Raw genomic sequence first — 4,020 nt, 5'->3', positions numbered from 1 at the left:
ACTGCGCCCTTTTGAGGAAAAAGGGCAATAATAGAGGGGATTTTGTGGTCAAATAGAGGCTGTTTCGGCTTTTGACACGGAAAATTTTCCTCATATAATTCCGCTTGTTTAAATACCAGGGTTTTTAGAGGTTACCATAATCAAAATGAAGGGGCGTAAAGATGAAAGCAGCAGGCTCGTCTCTGTCTTCGAAAATATAAGGAAGCATTTGGCTCCTGCTGAATTTACGGTTCTCGTCCACCGAGCCTTTGCCGTTCAGACGGGCATAGGGCATATCCATATCATCGGTGTATTCGGTAACGGCAGCGCTTGTGTGCATAATATTGTCGTTAAGGCACAGCCAGAAGCCTTTCAGACCATTTATGTAAAATGTGTACCAGTCCAGCTTCCACAGAAAATCAATAAACGTTGGGGCGCTGATAAGCTCCTCCTGCATATAGTTGTAGCAGGAGTCGAAGCCGTCGGGACTGTAGGGCATCATTTCCTTCTTTGCCGCCTCGGAAAGACTGAGAAGATCAATATTTCCGCAGCCGCAGCTGAAGCCATTTACAAATTTGCTTGAAGCGCCCTCATAGGGAACGAAAGGCACTCCCTTTATGGCGGAAATTATCCTGCGTGCAGCATTTGCCGCAATTTTTGCGGGGTCTCTCTTTACGGAAGAAATGTTCAGCGCAGAGGTCTTGTACGGCTCACCGCTGCAGCAGCCCATAATGATGATATCCTCGGGGACTCTGACATTTCTGCGTGAAAGCTCGCCTATCAGAGCGGCAGCCGAGTGATCGCTCGAGCATAAAGCTGCGTCGGGCATCCCGAAGCTTATCATTTTATCCACAATTTCAGAAAAATTTCCCGAAAGCTCTCTGCCGTAAAATTCAAGTTCTTTGGGAACAGTTATCCCTTTTCTTTTAAGAGCGGCAATAAAATTATTTTTGAGACATTCGTAATATTCGGAAGCGTCGTTTCCGTCCACATATGCGGCGGTCTTTACGCTATGGATATCCGAAAGATGAGCAGCAGCCGCATCTGCCAGCTCTATGTAATCAAATACCGTGTTATTTTCGCCCGGGACAAATTCGTCCATATAAATAACAGGCTTGTCCAGCTTTTCAAGCTTTGCAGAAAGGCTCTCCCGAACACCGTCGCCATGCAGCCCCTTAAGGAACACGATAAAGCCGTCGATGATATCGTAATTTACGATATCAAACAGCTTGTTTTCTATTGAAAGCTCCTCATATCGTGTGAGGAGTGTAGAAAATACCGCAGCGTCCATATCCGCAGCAAAAAGCTCTTTCTGAATAACATTAAGAGCCTCGCATATAAAGCTTCTGTCCGCCTCGCTTACGATGACAGCTATCAGCGGTCTGCGTTTGTCCATATTGCCCAAAAAAATCTCTCCGCTCATAAATAATGTAAAATAAAATTTTATGCGGCATAGCATTACATTTTGTTATATTATATCACGTTTCACTAAAAAAGTCAATAGATTTTGAATATCAATTGTCGAATTCAGAGAAATTTAAGAGCTGCCGCACGATTTTTTCTCCTATCATTATGCAAACAAGTAGGTATTGTTGATTTTTGAGAAAGATTATGGTAGAATAATAACTGTATATAAATTATCTTCGGGAATATATCAGCCCCATGAAAGACGGTCAGTAAAATGAAAGTGGAAAAGCAGTTTGCAAAATATGTTTCGCAGAATATTTTAGGTATGGTGGGAATGTCTCTGTACGTCATTGCCGATACCTATTTCATATCTCTTGCTGTGGGCGCAAAGGGTATCACAGCCCTTAACCTTGTGCTCCCCGTATACAGCCTTATATTTGCGGTGGGAGCAATGATAGGCGTAGGCTCAGCCATTCGCTTTGCCGTTGACGGCGGACGAAAAAGCGCCGACAGAGACAAATACTTTTTTAATGCCCTTTTCTGGGGAACAGCCATAGGACTTATCTTTTCGGCTGTAGGATTTTTCTTCCCCGACAAAGTGATATCGTTTATGGGCGGAGACAGCGAGATAACCGCCGTAGGCTCGGGCTATACAAGGATATTTATGTCCTTTGCACCCTTTTTCATCTGGAACCACATCTGCAACGCCTTCGTGCGAAATGACGGAGCACCTTCGGTATCAATGGCGGCTACCCTGTCAAGCAGTCTTTTTAATATCGCCGCCGATTACATTCTGATGTTCCCTCTGGGAATGGGTATGGAAGGAGCGGCTCTGGCAACTGCCATATCGCCTGTCATCGGAGTGCTTGTGTGCTGTAAGCATTTTGCTTCAAAAAAATGTACCGTTAAGCTGAAATTCTCTGCGCCGTCGCTTAAACGTCTCGGAAGCGCCTGTAAGCTTGGAATATCCTCATTTGTTGGAGAGATATCCTCGGGTGTCACCACCGCAGTATTCAACGGACTTATCCTTTCCGCCGCAGGAAATATAGGTGTTGCGGCATACGGAGTAATTGCCAACTGCTCAATTGTGGCAGTCTCGGTCTATAACGGCATCGCTCAAGGCTCCCAGCCTATTGCCAGCAGGCTTTACGGTGACGGAGATATCAGGAGCGTAAAAAAGGTCATAAAGCTTGCCGCCATCACCGCCCTCGGGGTCTCGGCTGTACTCATTTCGGCAGTTTTCATTTTCACAAAGCCCGTGGCCGGGATATTTAACAGCGAAAACGACCCCCTTCTTGCCGCATATGCCGAAAAGGGTCTCAGGCTGTATTTCCCGGGATTTGTTTTCGCAGGACTTAACATTGCGGGAGCGGGACTTCTTAGCGCCGTTGAAGAAGCCTCGGGAGCATTTGCGGTATCTGTGAGCAGGGGCTTTGTTTCCATAATCCTGTGTGCTGTGATAATGTCCGCTTTGTGGGGACTTGACGGGGTGTGGCTGTCCTTTGCCGCCGCAGAGCTTATCACATTTTTTATAACGGCATATCAGATAAAGAAAAATATTTCAAAGCTTGGGAAATAAAAAGAAAGGCGGTATAACAAATGAGCGAAGCCTTTAAATACGCAGTAAAGACCCAGCCCTCGGAATTTGTGTCCCTCTCGGTCACCTATTCGGGACATCAGCAATGCAGTGCGGCGCAGAAATGGGGCAAGGGCATAAGAGAGCAGTATATCCTCCATTATGTAGTATCGGGAAAGGGCTTTTACAACACCCCCGATGGCAGCTTTTCCCTTTTCCCCGGGGATATCTTCCTTATCCGACCCTTTACGGAAATAGAATATTACCCCGACCCCGATGACCCTTGGGAATACCGCTGGGTAAATTTTACGGGAGCGGATGCCGAGATAATACTCAGCCGAACGGATTTTACCCCCGACTGCCCCGTAATGAGCGGCTGCGGCGAGGATATACTGCCGCTGATGGAGATGATAACCGACAACCCGGGGCAGGAGCTGTATAACACCCTTGAACTTACGGGAACGCTTTACCGTCTCCTTGCGGCTCTGGTGAAACGTTCGGGAAATAAAAATCCCACATCAAAGCGGAGCGAGGAGCGGCACAAATGCCTTAGAGCCGCCCTTGACTACATAGCCGCAAACTATCCCCTGCCCATTTCGGTGGACGATATAGCCGCCGCAGCTGCCGTTTCCCGAAGCACGCTTTTCAGGCTTTTCAGAACTGAGCTTGGTGCCGCTCCCTCGGATTATCTCATAGAATACAGGATAGAGCAGGCGAAAAAGCTTCTTTCCGAAACGGACATATCCGTCACCGCCGCCGCCCGTTCCGCAGGATATGAAAATAATCTGTACTTCTCAAGAGCGTTTCGAAAGGCAACGGGTATGTCGCCTACTGAGTACAGGAACAGAAGAACATGATATGCGTTTTTGACTTTTGGTCAAAGTGCTTTTGGAAAGTCTATCTGCCCGATAAATCGGAATATATCGGTCTGTTTTTTTGGCTTATATATAATTTTAATTTTGCTTAAATATGTTAGCGAGTAAGCAAAGGGACAACCTAAGGGGAGGGGGGAAGAAATAAACCCAACAAAAATGCGGACTTCCCCCTCCCCTACGGTT

Annotated in this window: 4 protein-coding genes; 2 read left to right on the top strand and 2 right to left on the bottom strand. The window is 46.7% G+C overall.

Annotated features, from left to right (window positions below; translation table 11 throughout):
- Positions 1-124: 124 nt before the first annotated feature.
- Positions 125-1,402 (bottom strand): substrate-binding domain-containing protein, encoded by a 1,278-nt coding sequence (locus ACR0QN_RS13990; protein WP_432651839.1) that lies wholly within the window; start codon positions 1,400-1,402, stop codon positions 125-127.
- Positions 1,403-1,660: 258 nt separating this feature from the next.
- Here ACR0QN_RS13990 and ACR0QN_RS13985 point away from each other — a divergent pair, with 258 nt between their 5' ends.
- Together ACR0QN_RS13985 and ACR0QN_RS13980 are read left to right on the top strand one after the other, a co-directional pair.
- Complete coding sequence (locus tag ACR0QN_RS13985) at positions 1,661-2,965, top strand: MATE family efflux transporter (RefSeq protein ID WP_432651838.1); 1,305 nt, start codon at positions 1,661-1,663, stop codon at positions 2,963-2,965.
- Between the two features lie 20 nt (positions 2,966-2,985).
- Positions 2,986-3,819 carry a helix-turn-helix domain-containing protein gene (locus ACR0QN_RS13980; protein WP_432651837.1) on the top strand — a complete coding sequence of 278 codons (834 nt, stop codon included), beginning with the start codon at positions 2,986-2,988 and terminating at the stop codon, positions 3,817-3,819.
- 20 nt (positions 3,820-3,839) lie between these two features.
- On the opposite strand, the gene ACR0QN_RS13975 is transcribed toward ACR0QN_RS13980, so the two are convergent.
- The coding region (locus ACR0QN_RS13975; RefSeq protein WP_432651836.1) for a hypothetical protein at positions 3,840-4,020 on the bottom strand (181 nt) is incomplete at its 5' end.

Origin of the sequence: Huintestinicola sp. (genome assembly GCF_050874005.1) — a bacterium.
Lineage (GTDB): Bacteria > Bacillota > Clostridia > Oscillospirales > Ruminococcaceae > Huintestinicola.
This window is presented reverse-complemented; position numbering and strand designations above follow the sequence as displayed.

What these genes read in the sequence shown, in the direction of transcription:
- ACR0QN_RS13990 (WP_432651839.1), bottom strand. Translation starts at nt 1,402, where the DNA reads ATGAGCGGAGAGATTTTTTTGGGCAATATGGACAAACGCAGACCGCTG.
- ACR0QN_RS13985 (WP_432651838.1), top strand. Translation starts at nt 1,661, where the DNA reads ATGAAAGTGGAAAAGCAGTTTGCAAAATATGTTTCGCAGAATATTTTA.
- ACR0QN_RS13980 (WP_432651837.1), top strand. Translation starts at nt 2,986, where the DNA reads ATGAGCGAAGCCTTTAAATACGCAGTAAAGACCCAGCCCTCGGAATTT.